Source organism: Paenibacillus sp. TSA_86.1 (assembly GCF_052691815.1).
This window is the reverse complement of record NZ_JBQZGE010000020.1, coordinates 22,639-40,448: the sequence shown is the minus strand read 5'-3', so window position 1 is coordinate 40,448 and position 17,810 is coordinate 22,639. Positions and strand designations below refer to the sequence as shown.

The following is a 17,810-nucleotide window of genomic DNA, read 5'->3' as shown; positions in this document are numbered from 1 at the left end:
AGATAGCACGCTATTTTGCTTACTAGATCACAACAATGCAGGGAAGCCTGGTGTACCGTTCGTCTATAGTTAGGGAGCTAATTTGCATTATTTCACTTATAGATTGTACAGCATGTACACAAGCAACGCAGCTGGTTCCAGCGCCTGTGCGCTGATGTTAATACAAACGGACAGGTCTTTCTCTCACTGACCTACGACTATCGTTGCCAATGCACGGTTATCCATGAACATCAGCGTACTGATCCCGGTACTTTTCGTTGTATACCCGGCCGACGGACTCCGCGAGTCCACCGCGTGCTTTGGTTGGATAACGCTCGATCGTGTGATAGAGCCGCATGAACCGGTCTTTGGGCATGAAACGTGCATAGCGGGTGATCAGACTGGGAAACAGTTCAATATATTTGCTTTTGCGTACGGCAGCGGCGGCCACGGCGGTCAGAATTTGAATACCATTATGCAGCTGTAAAATGTGAACCTCATACGTCGCGATATACCGAATCGCGTCTTCACGAACCAACTCCGGCTTCAGCCGGGCAACTTCGCCAATATACTCGGCGAGCAGCCGCTCGAAGTTATGGAGCAGGAGCGGTTTCAGCTGCAGATCCATATCACTGCGCAGCACGAAGGATTGCAGTAATGCGACCTGCTGCAAGCGAATCCGGTCGTTGTAGATCAGAGAGCCGATCTCGCGCAGCATTTCATAGGCAAGAGCTTCGTCTTCTTTTCGCGCTTCCGCAACGAGGGCCCAGTTTCGGTTGATGCTCTGGCGGATCACCTCTTCATCCAGTCGCAGTAAGCGTCTCATCTCGCGTCGCTGTTCAACCTCGAATGAACGCTGCTGCATGAAGATCAGGCCACCGAGCAGCAATAGCGACACGCTAGCCGCGATCATGGACTGATCGAGCGTTTCACCGAAATAAGTAGCTGCTGCGCCGATCAATAGAACGAAGAACACATCACGCACCATCCGGCGTTTCACGCGTGAATTTGCTTTCTCTTGCACAGAGACAAGTGTGCCGCGTCCGCAGGAGGTGCAGTGGTCTTCCCAAAGGCATGTATATTGCCCGCAGCGCTTGCAAATATGCAACTTTTCATAGGCATATGTCGTTCGGTTAAATGGCCGTATGGAAACAACTTTTTTGGTACTCATGCTCCATCACGTCCGCCATTGAGAATATTGTACAGGGTGCGATCGGTGTCTTCGAGGGAGACGGGTTTGCGGCGATGAACCTGTAACGTGATCACCCTGATGATGACAAAAAGAAACAATATGGCGAGGCATACGTATGTAACCATAATTCCGTCCCTTTCTATGGCTTGAGGATCAAGCACTGTTATATTGCAGTTTGCTGGCAATAACTATATCATATTTCCATAGTTGGAATTATTGTTCCAACCCAAAGCCCTAAAATCGTCGATTTTTGTCAGACATTACAAAACTGTAACTCAGAATAGGGGTGCTTTTCAGATTTTATTAGCAGACTGTTAAGATTTCCTTAAGGCTTGACGCCTATAATAAACTATTCGCATTTTAATCTCAAACGTGAAGGAGTACAGCCCATGCTGCGGATACGCAAAAAACGCTGGCTCAGCGGAACCATGGTTCTGCTGGCATTACTAACCCTTCTGCTGCCTTCGGCACTGCTTCCCCAAGCGGAAGCCGCTCAGGCACAGACGAGTGGAATTGACGCGGTGCTTGTAGCCGATGTCAGCAACTCGATGAATACAAGTGATCGTGACAAGATCAGTAATGAAGCGATGAAAATGTTTATAGATATGCTGCCAACCACCGGTGATAAAGTAGGTATTGTCGCCTACACCGATCAGGTTGAGCGAGAGAAGGCTATGCTTGAGATTCAGTCTGACGCAGATAAAAGCAATCTGAAAGACTTTATCGACCAGCTTGGCAGAGGCCCGTACACCGATATTTCCGTTGGTGTTGCGGAGGCTATGAATATTTTGAACCACGGGGCTGACGCATCACACTCGCCCATGATTGTATTGCTGGCGGATGGCAATAACGATTTTAACAAAAGCAAAGGACGCACTCAGGCCGAGTCGGATGCGGATCTGGCAAAAGCCGTTAAGGATGCGCAAGCGAAAGGTATCCCAGTCTACACTATCGGACTTAACGCAGATGGCAAGCTGAACAAAAATGCACTTGCAGATCTTGCCAAACAAACGGGAGGCAAGTCGTTCATTACCGATACACCGGATGATCTGCCACAGATTCTAAGTGATATTTTCGCGGATCATGCCAAGCTGAATGTGGTGAAGCTGCCTTCGATAACCGGAAACGGCAGTTATCAGGAAGTTACCGTGAGTGTGCCGAATGACAGCGTACTGGAAGCCAATATTTCCATCATGTCGTCGAAGCCGGTACAAATCCAGTTAACTGATCCTTCAGGAAAAAACGTAAATCTGAATTCGAAAGAGGCCAAGCTGTCCACATCCAAAAGTTATTCACTCGTGAAGCTGCTGAAACCTCAGGAGGGCGACTGGAAACTTCGGGTAAAAGGGGCTCCCAAAGACAGCATTGATATCAACCTGCTGTTTAACTATGATCTTCAACTCGTTGCGGGCGCAATTAAGACCAAGTCCTATACGAAAGGCGACAAGATTGACCTGTCAGCGAGACTGGAAAATGGCGGTCAGCCGCTGCAGGATAATGACCTGTATGCAGATATGAAGGCCACCCTGATCGTGAATGACAAGGACACAGGCAAAAAAGAAGAACAGCCGCTGAAAAATACGGGCTCCGGTTTTGCCGGAATCTTTGAAGTGCCGGACAATCACAACTATGAGCTGGTCATTCGTGCGGAAGAAGATAGCTTTTACCGTGAAAGTGCACCGATCATTATCAATGCAGGAGGCTCAGGCGGAAATCAGGCACAGCCGACAACACCAGCGAGTGCCAATGAGAAACCGTTCCCTTGGATGCCTGTCATCCTGGGTGTGATCGCCCTGATCGTGGTGGCGGCGTGCGGCTGGTTCCTGATGGGCTGGCTGAAACGTAAAAATCGCGGCTTTGTCGGTCAGATCATCGTGGAGATTCGGGATGAGAACACCGGAGACAAATCTTATCCGCAATACAAAAAGCTGGCATCCTTCCGGGGCAAGTTCCACCTGCATCAATTGCTGCAGCTTGACCCTGAACTGAAGGAAACGGAGAAATATATTTTTACCCCTGGCAATGGAGACCGATTAATCATCCGCAATACCGCAGGAGGCACGCTGGAGAAATCCGGCCGTGCGGTGGATGCAAGCTCTGGCGTTGAACTGAAGAACGGTGATCGACTGAGCATCCCGCTGCAACAGGCGGATAAAACGATACTGATTGAGTATTTGGTGTAACGTGATTGTTCGGTTTATTGGTTTAAATTGATAATTTGTTTGAAATGCATGATTTGATTTAAAGGAATACCAATATAAGTTGGGCTAATTGTTTACACGTGAACGGAGAGGACAGAGAAAACCTGAAGAAGCGCAAGCGCTCGCCTGAAAGCTTTCTGAAAGAAAGCTACTACGGAAGCATACGCTATTCCCGGATTTTCACCTTTATGAAAAATTGAATCAAAAAATACGGGAATAACAGCGACCCTTCAGGTTACTCTGTCATCGGAGTGGCAAGTGTAATGAGTTGTAGCCCAACTGGTTTACTAAGGGAGGATATTGAATGAAACCGATTGTTAGAGAGCATATTCAGCAACTGGATGTATCACTGGGCGGAGGCATCGTCAGTGAGAAAATCAGGGTCGATACGATTGATAACCCGATTCTGATTATCGGTCTGGGCGGAACGGGGATTGACGCGCTGTTGCGTCTGAAATACCAGATCAACCGCCGCTTCAAGCTGCCGCAAGACCCGGTGTCCAAGAAAAAGATGGAGAAGCCGGACAACGTTGAATTTCTGGCGTTTGAGACAAACGAACAGGATCGTGCGAAGAAATATAGAGGCATCGGACTGGATCCGATCAACGAATTTGTACTTTTATCCAACGCCGAGATTGGCGGACTGTTGCAGAACCGCAGCGTGCTGGAGCCGTATATCACAGACTGGCTTTCCCCTGAACTGAGCATTACGGATGGCATGAACGGAGCCGCGGGTGTGCGTCAGGCTGGACGTTTGCTTCTGTTTACGAAGATCAATCAAGTGGTGCAGGCCATCGATAAAAAGATCAAAACCCTATCCGTTGGTACCAACAAAAAACTGATGGTATTCCTGCTCACCGGTCTGTCCGGTGGTACAGGCAGTGGCTGCTTCCTCGATATTTCCTATATCGTGCGCGGCATCATCGAGCGGGATCACGGCTCTGCCGGGATTGACCGCGTCAACACGCTCGGTTACCTATTCACGCCAGACGTGAACCTGTCCAATAAAAGCTTGAGCGAGCATACACGCGAATATATTCGCAAGAACGGATATGCAGCGCTCAAAGAGCTGGATTACTGGATGAACGTGGACAGCCGCGGCGAGCGGTTTACACAGAAGTACGGCAATATTTTGACCGTAAATTCGCCGCTTCCGCCGTTTAACCTGTGTCATCTGATCTCGGCAACGAACACGGAAGGCAAGTTACTGGAGAATGCTTATGATTACTGCATGAACGTTACCGCGGAGAATATCACCAACTTTATCTCCAGTGAAGAGAAACAGTCGGGTGAGGAATTTGCGATCCATGACTATATCAGCAATATTCGCACCAACATCGCGCAGATGAACAAAGTGTACCCGGCCAACTATGATTACAACATCATCGGTGCATCTTCCGCCGTACTTCCGATTGAAGAGATGACGACATATCTGGCTTACCGGATGTTTGACAAGATGAGTACCATGTTCTCGAAAGCACCCAATCAGGAAGATACCGAGAAGTTCGCACGTAAGCTGGGTATCGATCTCGAGAGTGTGGTTAAATCCTTCGAATCACGCGTACCCGAACCGCTTCCGGGTTACCAGAACAGTGAACGCCTATCCTACGGCAATGTGGTGAAATCCCAGGTCGTCAACATGGATACGGAGCTGGAACAGAACTTCCTGGCACGTGCCCGTGAGGAATATATCAAAGCGAAGAAACAGCTGCCGGGTGAGATTGCAGGTCAGTTTACCGAGCAGATCCGGCGTATGTTTTTGCACCCTGAACAGGGTCCTTTCTACGTCTCTCGTTTGATTTATACCGAAAAAGGATTCTGTGTACTGAAAATGATTCAGTCGTACATCGAAACGCTGCGCGAAAATGCGTTCCGCATTCCACGGGATATTGAAGCGGCTCAGGAGCAATCCGAAGAGAAACTCGGCGATGCCAAGAGCGCTTTTGTCTCCAAAGAGAAGAAAAAGAATGCTTATATTGAAGCGAAGATTCATGAATACTGGCTGCATGCCGATGTGGAACGTAACGACCAGATGATCGAGTTCTATGAAGACCTGTATGAACTGCTGAACCAAGAGAACAGCCGCATTTATAACGTATTTTCCGAGACGCTTAATGCGCTCAGCTCCATCTTTGCCAAGAACGGTGACCTGCTGACACGCGGCGAAGAGCAAACCGATCACAAAGGCAACAAAACATATTATTGGAACGTGGTAAGTGTACCGGATATCGTGAGCGTGGTGGATGGGCTGCTGGATAAACGCGATACGAATGACCTGATCCGCGACTTCTCGCGTGAGCTGCTGGAGAATTCGAGCCAGTGGGTGAAGGAAAACGAGATTGATATTGTCAGCTCGATCTCTGACTTCCTGAGCGAAAAGTTCGGTGACCTGATTACTCGCTCTATGGAAGATTTCCTGGTGATCAAATACGGAAAAGACGAGTCCGTTGAAAAGTTCGTGGAACGTTTCATCGCAGGCAAGCTGGATGACGAGGCTGTTCCGGTGTTTAATCTGAGCAACAGCACAGGCAGTTTGCATTTCCCGTCTTGGGGATTTGTATCGGTGCCAGCACAGGCTCCGGGAATTCTGAAAGGGATTCGGAACTACCAGAACAATGCCGTGGGCAAATCCCACTTTACCGTGAAAGAGAGCGAAGTGCGGAACCGGATTTTCTGGCTGAATACCCGCAACGGGGTACCGCTCTTTGTGTATACACCTCTCAAAGTGTATGAAGAGAGCTACGAACGCACGATTTTGGACAAAGAGGGTATTGGACGCCATCTGGTGCAAACGGAGAAAAACAACTGGACATACCTGCCGTCTCCGATTCCGGAAAAATCATGGGGAGATGTGTACGAGAACGTCCGCGTGAAGCAGTATAACGCAAGGGTTCGCAGTGAATTCGAGCAAGCGCTCGGCTATAAGATTGTTACTGCCAAATCGGAGGATGAAAATACAAGTAACCGCTATGCGATTGTCACAACGGAACCGTTTGACGTATCTGCCAAGCTGGCTGCTTACGACATGCGTCTTACATCGAACGCACCGAATCTGGGTGAAGTGAAACGGGCTGTCCTTGAACTGAAACGTCTGCAATCCGAAGGGTTGCCACGGGTGAATGTGAAGGATATTTTCGGAAGTATTAATGAAGATATGGCCAAAGAAAACCTGGTACGCTCTCCGCAGCTCATCGCGCGGGTACGTGAGGAACTGGCGAAGATGAATGCCATCACCGCCAAAGTGGCTGAACTTGAAGGCATCCTTGCTCAGTACCAAGACGAAGAGCAGTGGTATGACCGCTTTATCGAAGCACTCTATACCGATACGATTGTCAAAAAGGGTGCGCTCTATGTCTATGACCGTGATCCGGAGGAAGATGCATGGGAGCCGTTTGCCAACCTGATGAAGAGCCGCAATTTCGCTGAATACGAAGTGTTTGGCAACTTCCGTGGCCTGTCCGAGAAGGATCGTAGCACATTGCTGCGTAAAGCCTCCCGCCGCGATAATGATCTGACGGCTTCTGAGGATATTACACCACTGCTGAGCAAGCTGGATGATCTGGCAACATTGTTTATGGAATCGCGTGATCGTCTGGAGTACGAGCGGGTAGAACTCGCAAACGGAGAAGACATCTACCAGTTCTACAGAACGATGTCGTCGAAGCTGAACGATATTCGCAGAAGGCTGAAATAAGGTGGCTGATGGTATGAATGTACCAAGTAATATGCAGCAAAAAGAAAACGGGATGCAGCACGTACTTAAGCGTGAGCTTCAGAAGTACGCTGCCCGTTACGCTACAGAGCAGGAACGTCAGGGCAGCCAAGGGGATGGACGCAGTAGCATCCATTACCCGGCCCTGTTCCTTTTTGTCGGTGATCTGGTGAAACCAGCGGTGTCCGCTGTGCATGATATTAATCAGTTGAAGTGGGATAACGAAGACGGTGTGGTCTACGTGCACATTGGGACAGACGATGCATCTGTAAATATGGATAAATCAGATCAGGAGAAAGCAAGGTCAGGTTATGGGGCCGCATCATCACATGAAAATGCTCAGGTCACCTATCACCGTTTACCACTCTCCACCCGGCATGCACAGCGACCATCCAAAACGTTGCGCAAGGATGTACACCGTAGTTTCCACGAGTCGGCAGCAGCGCTTTTTGGATTAAATCGAATGATGCGGCAGGTAAGCAACCGTATTGCCGAATATGGACGTCTGTATTCATCCTTTGACCGAATTTACGTGACGGTCATTACCCGAGCGGATGATCCGCTGAATGTACTGCTGCCAGAGATCACTAAGCTGGCCGAGACGATTCTCGCGCAATCCTTCAAATCAGTACAGACCGATCTGCATGTGCTGGTTAGCGAGATGGAGCAGGTTGATTCCTTCGGATATGCCAGCGCCGCAGGACTTGCATTCCTGCGCGAGCTGGACTACATGCAATCGCTGGACTATAAGTTCAGCGGCAACCTGCTGGTGACGGAAGACGGAATTTCGATTCCCGTCAACCATCCCGTAGCACCTTTGTTCGATCTGGTCTACGTACTTTCGGATAAAAACGAACGTGGCACCGGTGTGCCTGGCGGCTGGATCGAAAATGCCGAGATCATCTGCCACATCTGTCTGCTGAAAAACCGGAAGCAGGAGGAAAGTCATGAAGACCGGGCTGCGATCGCCAGCACGGGTGCGAATAGTTACAATAATACGTCGTTTAAAAATAATATTCGCACTACCTCGGATCAGCATGGATACGCCAGTGCAGGTTTTGCCGAGGTGAGGCGGCCGAACAAACCGATTGCGCTGACGGTGTTGTATCACCTGTACCGTTATCTGCTCGCACGGATGCAGCAGGAGCCAGACTGGAGTATCAAGGACAAAATGTCCTTTTTCGGACTGGATGTTTCTTCGGTGGAACGCAAGGTGGAGGGTCTGCTGCCAAGCGAAGATTTGGTTAGCGGCATGAGCGGCATCATGACGCATAGTCGCAGCTTCGCTGAGCTTAAGCCGCTCTCCTTGCGGGAAGCAGAGCGAGCGCTTTATGGAGAAGGGGCAGAAGCCTACTTCCGTGAAAATGTGGTTCGTCCAGTGCAGGAGCGTGTGCGTGAACGCAGTTCCAGCGGGTCGCTTCGCCGTCAGGCTGAGCAGTCCCATATGGAGCACCCTGAGGTGGGGTACTTTCAATGGGTTGCCTGGAGTGATGGTGAGCCCGGTAGCGTGCGTGAGGCACTGCTTGCACTGATTCGTGACAAATCGACGCAGCTCGAATCCGCACGTGCGCTGTTGGAACAGCGTCAGCAGGAACGGGTAGAAGATCAACCGATCAAACGGGCGCTCTTCCGCGACAAGCAGAACGTACGCAATCTGATCGATTGTCTGCTGGAGCGTGTATACGAACCCAAAGTAGATTTGCTGCGGCTCGAAAATGAACTGCATCTGCTTCGGATTTACGATACGGAAATGGAAGAGCTGCATCGCTACAGCCGCCAGGTTACGGCCTCACTTGAAGCGTTGGAACGCACATTGCGCGGAGCAGCGGAAGATAGTATCGCTGCTGCCGATGAGTACATCGGTCAGAACGTGATGGAGTATTACGGCAGAGTGACGGAAGAACTGATCACCGACCTGGAGGCGAGACGGGGGCGGGATGTATGGTTCGAAGATCGCTACATGGGAGACATGAACCAGCTCGCTACCGAAGGCAGTGAGCGTTTGCTCGCACGTGTAATGGAAGTTTGCCGTGCCTTGCTGCTTTCCGCGGAACCACTGCGATTGCCATTCGAAGAGGAGTTGTTACAGCGAGCCAATGTGACAATTACGTATCGGGATCGGGATGTACTGACACGGGATGATCTATTCCGCAGACTGTATCGCACATTGGAAGATCAGGCGGTTGTCCGGATACGGGTGTTCGACTATACACAGGAGCACCGGTATGAAGAAAAGTACTTTTTTGGCGACCATCACAGTGCCTTCATGGACTACGCGGCACATGCCGAGGAAACCTCACGAATCTACAAGCTGGGTGTGGTGTATGAGGAACGTAGCAGCGGGGTGGAGAAGCTTAATCTGATGGGTGGTTTCCATCTGGAGGATCTTATGGTGTACCGTAACGGCAAGGTGTACTACGATTCGTACACGGAGAACGGTTATGAGCTTCATCCTGCGGATCTGGCGGAGAAACTGTCTCCCCTCTGATAAGTGGAAGAGGCAACAAAGAGATCACACCGCATTTTTGGAAGGTCATTCGGTCTGGAGAGTGTGGGGTAAACCATCTTAATTTCAACTTGTTTAGCTTGAGCCGAAGAGACCTTCCAATCCTGTGTATATCTTTTCAATTATAAATAAAGTACAGGGTATTAAGTCAGCCCGCTCTTGGCGGGTTTTGAGAAAGGATGCATGCAGACATGCAGCGAAAAATCAATCTTCTCCTGGTACTGTTCAGCCTGATTGGCGGAGCAGTGGGTTTTGCGGCAGGAGAAATCATGCTGCATCAGTGGCTTGGAGAGATGCCGCGCCTGCTGCTGATGGGGTTATACTTCGGTGTACTGGCGCTTAGTGTAGGACTGTTCTGCCTGCTGGCGGAGATGATCTCACCACGTCTGAATGGCGCTTCGTGGAAGCTCAGATATCTGGGTTTATCCTGGAAGCTGCTTGTTCCGGCAACGCTGGCACTACTGCTGGTTGTAGGGCTGGGATTGCAATTGCTTTATCAGATCAATCCGGGCGGGGCGAAACAGGTCAAAGACATCATATTGATGATCGACAACTCTGGCAGCATGAATGATACAGACCCGAATAACGGACGGTTTGAAGCTGCCAAGACCTTGATTAATCAGATGGAAAGTGACAAACAGGTCGCTGTGATTACGTTTAACGACCAGCCGCAATTGTTGCAGCCGTTTATTGCCGTAGACAGTGAAGCCGCCAAAAATGAAGTGAATAACAAAATCGACGGCATCGTGACGACGTCGGGCGGCACTAATTTCGACACGGTACTCCAGGAAGGCATGGAGCTGATCGAAGGCAAGCAGGACCCGAAACGGGGAACAGTCGTTATTTTGTTATCTGACGGATTCAGTGATGCTGATATCTCAGGCATTTTGCCAAAGTATGTACAGGAACAGGTGGCCATCCATACCGTTGGTTTGAGCCTCGTAGACCCTTCGGGTACGGATTTGCTCAAGAGCATTGCTCAGCAAACCGGCGGGATGTACTATGATGTGCCAGACGCAGGTGGGCTGAATGTCGCGTTCCAGCAGATTTACGATACGATTGATGAACGTACTTTGGTGACGGAGCGTACCGGTGCGATGGAGCACAGCATGTATTTGGCTATTTTCCGCGTCGTTGCCTTACTATTGCTTGGTGTGGCGCTTGGCGTATCTCTTGGACTTGTGTTTGATAACCGTCATCTTGCACTCAGCTTTGGTGTAGGCGGTGCAGTATCGGGTTTGCTGGCTGGGCTGTTACTGGAATGGGGGTTGAACGGTTCCAATGTAGGTGATGCTTTCGTTCGATTGGGAGCGATGCTGATCCTGTCGGGTGTACTCACCCTCTTCTCCTGGATTGTTCCGATCAAAGAGAACACACCACGTAGGAACAAAGGACGCCGGGATGCTGATCGTGGAACTTCATCTGCGGAAGGGTTCGGTCAGCGGCCAAGAGACACACGCAGCAAAGGATTCTAACATCGGGGAGGTCAATGGAATATGCGGTTTATAGGTGCAGATGCAGATCCTTCGGCTCCCCGGATTCGAAAGTTGACGCTCGCGGTGGACGAAGGTCGTTGCACACTTCGCTGGCTCTGGCCGGAACAGCTTGAAGCGGTATACGTGGAACGGCTGGAACTCAATCGGATGAATGCTGATCGTGTGGACGAAGGGCGTACAGGCGATGTTAATTACGGTGACCGTGGTGAAGGGTCGACACAGGGTAAGCTGAAGCTGTATACGCGTGAGGAATACAAGGCAAATAACGGGTATCCGGATAGAATCACCGGTTTTGGTGCAATCCAGTACACGGTGTATGCATGCCGGATGCAGGAAGACGGTCCTGTGCTGATTCGTCAGCAGGATGGAGATAATCAAGGGATTGCGAGTGCAGGCAAGGCGGATATCCGCTTTGCCATTCGTTACAAGAGCGGCTTTTTTCAGAAACGCAAGACGGTGTTTATTACCGTGACTGCCGAGGTACCTGTACCTAAAGAAGCCCTTTGTTATGTTCGCAAGCAGGGTGGCGTTCCACTGCATAAGGATGATGGTACCGTGTATCCGTTTGTGAGTGATTTTGCAGCAGGAAAAAATGAGATGCCACCTGTGGAAGTCGCCAAGGACGACTATGTAAGGTTGTTCTTCACAGATGGCCCCCTATATGGAGCCGCTTATCGGCTGATATCAGATTAAACAGATTTGACGACTGAAGTTGAATTTTTATTTACACGGGGAGGGGAGTGGCTATGAGTTTCTTTAGCCGGTTTTTGAAGAGACAGCAGCCGGAGGAACGACCGCTGTTTTACGACATTGTATGTCCGTATTGTTTTAGCAAGTTTTCACCGGAAGAGGTTGTGTTCCGTGCGGCGCACCATCGTGACGATGACGAGGACTATGCGCTCGGAGAAGATGCCAAGCTGAACAAATATCGGGAGCGCTTTGGGCTGGATACGGTATTTGATATGGAAGCTGTACTGGCTCCGCATGATGTGCCCGAGGAACATCGGATCTATTCGGATAACATCGTCATGGGACTGAATGATCGGTACGGTGTAATGACACGCCGCCGTTTGTGCCCGCATTGTCATAACGAGTTGCCTGTAACGGCTGGTAAGGCACCGAGCAATATCATTTCGATCATCGGGGCTTCCCAGGTCGGGAAATCCGTTTACATGACCTCGTTGATTCATACGTTGCAGCATTATACGGCAGATCATTTTGATGCCGCCTGTATGCCGCTCAACGCAGAGATCAGCCGCCGCTTCCGCGCGGATTATGAAGAGCCGCTGTTCGAGCGGGGCGATCTGCTGGATTCCACGCAGAAGGAAAAGTTGCAGGAGCCGTTTATTTTCCAATTTGTGTTCAAGGACGAGGATAAAGCGCCGCTGACCCTGGTGTTTTTTGACGTGGCGGGTGAAGGTATGGTGGAGCAGGATTATCTGGGCTTGCACGGACAGCATATCAAAAACTCGGCAGGCATTCTGTTTATGGTCGATCCGCTCCAGATTCGTTCGATTCGGGACAAAATTCGCATTAATCTCGGCAACGAGCCGGGTGAATGGACGCCGAAATACGATGAGCCGCGTGACGTGGTGCTGACCCTTTTCGGTGACTTTATCGCTTATCAGGACAAAGCCAAGACCAATATTCCAACCGCTGTTGTACTCACCAAAAGTGACATGCTACATTCCCTCAAGGACGAGGAGGGGGATTACATCAAATCCAATAGCAATGTGTTCCGCAATATGGTGCACCGCGACTCTTTCGACCTGACCGAGTTTGAGAATATTGACGGGGAGATTCGCCGTTTTATCGAGAAAGTGGATCGTCCCTTCAAAGGCACAATGGATGTGTACTTCAAGGACACCGCTTATTTCGCTGTATCTGCGCTGGGCAGCAATCCGGTGGATATGAAAATTCAGGGCGTGGTAAGTCCCATCCGTGTGGATGAGCCTTTCCTGTGGTTGTTGTACAAACTGAAGTACATTGAGGGGAGAGTGGGATGATGCGTTCTTCCAACACTCCGTCCATTGAACAACAGATGTATACAAGAGAGCGGCGCGGAGTATTCCGGACGACGGAGGGGTTTGATACGGTGGCTGCTTCACCGGGACTCGACCCTTCTTTTATCAAAAAAGTACTTCATCCTTACTGTGTCTATGACGCTCCTGCGGAGCTGACAGGCCGGAGTGAGAAGGACGAGAACAAGTTCCCGGCATCCATGCATCTGCTGCATCTGGAGAGCGGCGAGGCCATTCTGGGGCAAAATGTGTACCAGGCTGCAGACTTTACCGGGCTGCGCAGCGCCTTTTTCGCTCACAATTATGTCCTGTCTCCGGCAAGCTCGGAAGAGTATATGAAACGTAGCGAATGGCTGGATGCCACGTTCGCCACCTCGTATGATATCGAGCAGGGCACGGAGTTGCCTATGCTGACAGCGTTACCTGTAGCGTCGGGAGAGAGAGTAGGTCTTGGAACTGGTCTACATGGCGGCAGCTTCGCATCAGACGCTTCACCGAGTCAGATTCTAAGCGCGCTGAAGATGGACGAGACACTCTTCAAGCGTATGCTGTATGCCGTGATGCAGTCTGTAGCGGCCCGTCGCAAAGTATACATAGCGCTTGATGTGCCAGCGGAGGAAGTGACCGCAGGAGCGAAGGCGCTGTTACGTCTGCTGTACAAGGCATTGCCGTATGCGTTCCGGCGGCAGCTTGGTTTTATGACGTTTGCCAAAGAACCACAGGCCAAGAAGGGCATTCATGTGCAATTTGTGGAGCGGGGCACACTGCGTCCCAAGGATCGGAATACGGAGAAGGATTTCACCTTTGATCTTGTTTCTGGACGTGTCACCCATGTGGATGCTTCGGTGGCGAAGCTGCCTTATGCAGAATTTGCATGGTTTTTGATGCAGGATCCGTCAAGGTCTGCCGAGTTCTATGGATTTGCCGATGAGATGCTTGCGGGTATGGAGCCTGGACGGGAACTTTCCATTGAAGCTTACGGGGAGCTATCGGTATTTTATAGCCTTGAACAAGGCGTAGAAGATTTATATTTGAATCATAAAAGCGAAGTCTTGAGCGGCTTGCTGACGTATCTGAAGCCGGACGACGGATTGCAGCAGCGTTCACGTCTGAACGAACTGTTCCTGACCTTGCTTAGCCGGGAGCTGGATAGTGTACGGCGCGAAAATGTGCCCGAAGAAGCGGTGGCTTCCCGCATCGGCGAGTATTTCCGGGTGGCTGCACCTGTAGTGAAAGCCCGGATTGTGGATTATTTTATCTACGCTGTCAACAATGCGCGTGCGCAGAAACGGATGCGGGCTGTGCAGGAGCTATATGCCATTCTGGATCGGGATACTCAGCTGAATCAAGCGTTCTTCGACAAAGTACTGGGCAATGCGTCGTTGACCAAGCTGTTGTTTGAGCCGTATCTGGACAATCAGTTGAAACGTACCGAAACGGCAGCAGGTGTGATTGAGCTTATCCAGCGTTGGGTTACGGCTCACCCGTCTGCGATCGAATCTGTTTTTTTGCTGGAACGATCATGTACCGAGCTACGAGAAAGGTTGTGTTCTGCACCCGATCCGGTCCAATCTGCTAATGAAGCTCTTCAGAAGGTCAGCGTTCTGGATCGGATCACAGGGAATGTTGCGCTGGAACCGGAGATTACTGGATATATCGGGCAATCGGAGTTTGCTGCCCATTCAGGACAGCAGGATGCGACTACGCATTCTTCCGGCAAAACAACAGTACCAGCCCTTGGTGCACAACAGGCTGCATATCAGGAGGCTCTGACCAAGCTGGCTGACAAGCTTGCCTATGTCATCAATCTGTTTATGATTCAGGATCTGGATCTGGAACGAGTGAATCGGGAACAGCTCCTGCAGATCGATATTTTGCAGCATGAGAACGAGGTTCGGGACTGGGCGGCACGTCAGGGCTCTGATGTTGCTGCAAGAACCAATATGATGCTAGCTGCCAGAGCATGGCTTAGCGGTGATGCTCATGCGGAAGAAGGGATGGAATCCCTCACTCTTGCTGAGCGGGATGAGCTTCAGCGCTGGACCCGGCGCTGGCTCGTGGCAGAGCTGCGGAATCAGCCGGGAGCGGCAGCGTATGAGGCCCTGTCGCTGGCATTCTATCGCGGAGGAAGCGGCAGTAACCGCCTCGATTATTCGGGTCTGATTGAGTTTGTACGCAGTCATACAGGTAACCCCGCAGCAATCTACTCCTTTTTCGAATGGTCTGGCACGCAGCGGATGTTTGCTCGTGGTTCCAATGCACATAAAGGATACTCAGATGCTATCATTATGTATTTTAAATCTCATGATCGGGAAGCCTTCCGATCCAAGTCTGCTTTCAAGCCATATTATGCAAAAGCAGGGAAAGCGCTGAAACCGGTCTATGATCGTGCCAAAGCGGAACTTGCGTCTCCACTCATGCGCATGTTGACTGGACGGAAGAAAAAGCGTTGGCTGGGGTTGTTACTCTTGTTCCTGATTCTAGGTATTGCAGGTGGTACGTATGCTCTAATGAACAATTCATCTGAACCTCAAGCGCAGCCACCGATAGATCGGGAACCTGTTGCTTCGGTGGATCCCGAAGAGAAGCCAGCAGACTACATCGCCTACATGGTTGCTGCGAATAAGCAAGCAGGAACGGAGTCATCAGCTCAATTAGTCCTGCGCTTTCGGAGCGAGACGGGCGGAATTCCTTTTGAGAAGGGAAACCTCCAGCTGCATATGGATGACGGAAGCACCAAGGATATCGATGTAACAGGCCAATGGAATAGCCTCGATCGTGGTGAAGGCTCTGGGACAGATACAGATGCAGGTCAAGGATCGGCTGATTCAACGACTGGGGTAACAGACGAGACAACATCGCAGCAAGGTGATTCCTCGAAGGAACAGCCAGGCTCAGCTGCATCAGGTACATCTGATCATGAACAGGCAGATGCTTCAACGCGTGATGCGGATAAGCATGCTCCATCCGAAGTTGGCAATGCGTCAACTGGCATAACCAATGAATCACCGGCGCAAAGCCAAGATAAAACAGGTGAAAATTCAACCGATCAAGCTTCGCCAGAGGGCCAGAATAACACGGACACTCCAAAACCATTAACTCTGGCGGAAGCAGATCGCTTGTACCCTTATGGCATGCAGATCTCGATCCCGGACGATATCAACCCCGAGCATGTTGTGAGCATCCAACAGGGTGCAAAAGGTTCGGAGATCACGATTAACCTGATGCGGAAGCCAAGTTGAGATTGTGTATAAAGCGGAATCAGAATCGGAAATAGACAAGGAACTACAAAATGAGATTTGACGGATGATTCTGAAACGGAGGTTTCAGGGTCATCTTTTTTTGCGTAACCATTGTCGTTTCTAGTTGAAGTGTGCAAATAAATTATTATGTTCACAAATTAGACACAAATGAATTGATTCAAATTAAGGGAATTAGGCAAGCAGTGAAAAATGGCACGGAATCACTGAGAAATGATCTCATATAATAGGTGTCAGAACTGTCGTAGAGATGCTGGATTAGAGCAAAAAAAGCCTTATACCATCAAAATAATTGCGATTTTCAGTTGACAAGTGATAATGATTATCAGTATCTTTAGTGTAGCAGATTGAATTGTTTAGTTTAGAAGATCAAAGCGCCGGAAAATTCAGAAGTATCGAATCAGAATATAATTTCAATTTCGTTGTCGTTACGATAGCCGGAATACATACCGGGATTAATGAGAGAGGGATGATCGCATGTTTCGTCTGGAGACGTCCAAGCTGGATATCGCTTATGAGGAAAGACTGATAGTTGAGGATCTGAACATTCAGATTCCCCAAGGGAAAATTACCGCACTTGTGGGAGCCAACGGTTCGGGGAAATCAACGATCCTGAAAACGATGGCACGCATTATGTCACCGAAGTCAGGCAGCGTGTTACTTGACGGCAAGTCCATCCATAAGCAGTCCACGCGTGAAGTTGCCAAGCAGCTTGCGATACTGCCTCAGAATCCTACAGCACCGGAAGGGCTGACTGTTACAGAACTGGTTTCTTATGGCCGTTTTCCTTATCAAAAAGGGTTCGGTTCCATGCGTGCAGAAGATAAACGCATGATTGAGTGGGCGATTGAAGTGACCGGTATGGTAGAATTCCATGACCGTCCAATCGATCAGTTGTCCGGTGGGCAACGTCAGCGTGCCTGGATTGCCATGGCACTTGCACAGGAAACCGATATTTTGTTCCTGGACGAGCCGACAACCTTCCTCGATATGGCTCACCAGCTTGAAGTATTGCAATTGCTGGAGCATCTGAATGCAACAGCTAATCGGACCATTGTGATGGTTGTCCATGACTTGAACCATGCATCTCGGTATGCACAGCATATGATTGGGATCAAACAAGGCAAAGCCATTGCAGAAGGTTCACCCGTAGAAGTGATGACCTCGGACGTACTGCGTGAGGTATTCAACATTGAAGCAGATATTGTGATGGATCCACGTTCCAATGTACCGCTCTGCTTGCCATATGCGCTCGCTGGCGAACGTCCAAAACCGGTTGCCCCTGAAACCAAGGTAATCAACAGTGCCATGGTACATGCAGCAGGTCGCAAAGAACATCGCGTTCAGGCAATGGGTAGTTAAATTATACGAGCTGGATCACATATGTGATCCTGAATCATAGAAATGAAGCCGCTGTGCGCTATTAGCACGCGGCTCATTCGC

Annotated in this window: 10 protein-coding genes; 8 read left to right on the top strand and 2 right to left on the bottom strand. The window is 50.0% G+C overall.

The genetic code is table 11. The annotated features are described in order from the left end of the window. Nucleotides 1-217: 217 nt before the first annotated feature. Together ACUTVW_RS24700 and ACUTVW_RS24695 are read right to left on the bottom strand one after the other, a co-directional pair. A complete protein-coding gene (locus ACUTVW_RS24700; RefSeq protein ID WP_445648213.1) occupies nucleotides 218-1,150 on the bottom strand; it encodes a hypothetical protein in 933 nt (310 codons plus the stop codon). Continuing rightward, nucleotides 1,147-1,296: a hypothetical protein gene (locus ACUTVW_RS24695; protein ID WP_445648212.1), complete on the bottom strand. Its 150-nt coding sequence runs from the start codon at nucleotides 1,294-1,296 to the stop codon at nucleotides 1,147-1,149. Before ACUTVW_RS24695 ends, ACUTVW_RS24700 begins: the two co-directional genes overlap by 4 nt. A 264-nt stretch (nucleotides 1,297-1,560) precedes the next feature. Here ACUTVW_RS24695 and ACUTVW_RS24690 point away from each other — a divergent pair, with 264 nt between their 5' ends. The 8 genes from ACUTVW_RS24690 (at nucleotide 1,561) to ACUTVW_RS24655 (ending at nucleotide 17,729) form a co-directional block, all read left to right on the top strand. Further along, nucleotides 1,561-3,354 (top strand): vWA domain-containing protein, encoded by a 1,794-nt coding sequence (locus ACUTVW_RS24690; RefSeq protein ID WP_445648211.1) that lies wholly within the window; start codon nucleotides 1,561-1,563, stop codon nucleotides 3,352-3,354. A gap of 322 nt (nucleotides 3,355-3,676) precedes the next feature. Further along, nucleotides 3,677-7,066, top strand: a complete 3,390-nt coding sequence (locus tag ACUTVW_RS24685; protein WP_445648210.1) for a tubulin-like doman-containing protein — start codon at nucleotides 3,677-3,679, stop codon at nucleotides 7,064-7,066. A gap of 13 nt (nucleotides 7,067-7,079) precedes the next feature. Continuing rightward, nucleotides 7,080-9,572: a transcription initiation factor TFIID gene (locus tag ACUTVW_RS24680; protein WP_445648209.1), complete on the top strand. Its 2,493-nt coding sequence runs from the start codon at nucleotides 7,080-7,082 to the stop codon at nucleotides 9,570-9,572. A gap of 209 nt (nucleotides 9,573-9,781) precedes the next feature. Then, nucleotides 9,782-11,065: a vWA domain-containing protein gene (locus ACUTVW_RS24675; RefSeq protein WP_445648208.1), complete on the top strand. Its 1,284-nt coding sequence runs from the start codon at nucleotides 9,782-9,784 to the stop codon at nucleotides 11,063-11,065. 21 nt (nucleotides 11,066-11,086) lie between these two features. Then, nucleotides 11,087-11,779 carry a beta-mannanase gene (locus ACUTVW_RS24670; protein WP_445648207.1) on the top strand — a complete coding sequence of 231 codons (693 nt, stop codon included), beginning with the start codon at nucleotides 11,087-11,089 and terminating at the stop codon, nucleotides 11,777-11,779. A 53-nt stretch (nucleotides 11,780-11,832) separates the two neighbouring features. Then, nucleotides 11,833-13,092, top strand: a complete 1,260-nt coding sequence (locus ACUTVW_RS24665; RefSeq protein WP_445648206.1) for a TRAFAC clade GTPase domain-containing protein — start codon at nucleotides 11,833-11,835, stop codon at nucleotides 13,090-13,092. Next, nucleotides 13,089-16,349 carry a GAP1-N2 domain-containing protein gene (locus tag ACUTVW_RS24660; protein WP_445648205.1) on the top strand — a complete coding sequence of 1,087 codons (3,261 nt, stop codon included), beginning with the start codon at nucleotides 13,089-13,091 and terminating at the stop codon, nucleotides 16,347-16,349. Before ACUTVW_RS24665 ends, ACUTVW_RS24660 begins: the two co-directional genes overlap by 4 nt. Before the next feature lie 495 nt (nucleotides 16,350-16,844). Beyond that, entirely contained in the window at nucleotides 16,845-17,729 is an 885-nt protein-coding gene (locus ACUTVW_RS24655) for an ABC transporter ATP-binding protein (protein WP_445648204.1), read from the top strand. Nucleotides 17,730-17,810 lie beyond the last annotated feature (81 nt).